The 798-nt window shown below is 60.2% G+C and carries 1 protein-coding gene; it reads right to left on the bottom strand.

Annotation, left to right across the window (positions count from 1 at the left end; genetic code table 11):
* The coding region (locus L4D76_RS28750; protein ID WP_428444201.1) for a VCBS domain-containing protein at positions 1 to 798 on the bottom strand (798 nt) is incomplete at both ends.

The raw sequence follows: 798 nt of genomic DNA, 5'->3' as shown, positions 1-798 counted from the left end.
TTCGTGAGTGGTGCCGTCGGCGGTTGCCACCGTGATGGTGCGCGTCACTGGAGCGCTATTGCTGTCCAGCGCCTGCACAACTCCGTGGTTGTTGTTCAGCTCGTAGGTCCAGTTMCCCTSGKCATCGATGCTGAAGGTACCGTAGTCGCCATCGGCCACTTTGGTCTGYTCAACGAACACCGCTTCGCCTGTGTCTGGATCTTCCACGTTCAGTTTGCCGCCCGTGCTCAGGGTGGCATCTTCTTGCACTGCGCCCGCGTCGGCACCGTCTTCGTTTGGAGTCACCACCGCTTTATCGTCGCTGCCGGTGATGGTCACTKTSAYTTCGTGGGTGGTGCCGTCGGCGGTTGCCACTTCGAGGGTGCGCTCGATTGGGTCGCTGTCGCTGTCCAGCGCCTGCACAACTCCGTGGTTGTTGTTCAGMTYGTAGGTCCAGTTCCCCTSGTCATCGATGCTGAAGGTACCGTAGTCGCCRTCGGCCACKTYGGTCTGTTCAACGAACACCGCTTCGCCTGYGTCTGGATCTTCCACGTTCARTTTGCCGCCCGTGCTCAGGGTGGCATCTTCTTGCACYGCGCCCGCGTCGGCACCGTCTTCGTTTGGAGTCACCACCGCTTTATCGTCGCTGCCGGTGATGGTCACTKTSAYTTCGTGAGTGGTGCCGTCGGCGGTTGCCACCGTGATGGTGCGCGTCACTGGAGCGCTATTGCTGTCCAGCGCCTGCACAACTCCGTGGTTGTTGTTCAGCTCGTAGGTCCAGTTMCCCTSGKCATCGATGCTGAAGGTACCGTAGTCGCC

The sequence above is a fragment of the Photobacterium sagamiensis genome, assembly GCF_050337085.1.
Lineage (GTDB): Bacteria > Pseudomonadota > Gammaproteobacteria > Enterobacterales > Vibrionaceae > Photobacterium > Photobacterium sagamiensis.
Note: the sequence above shows the minus strand (reverse complement) of the source record. Positions and strands in the feature narration are given on the sequence as shown.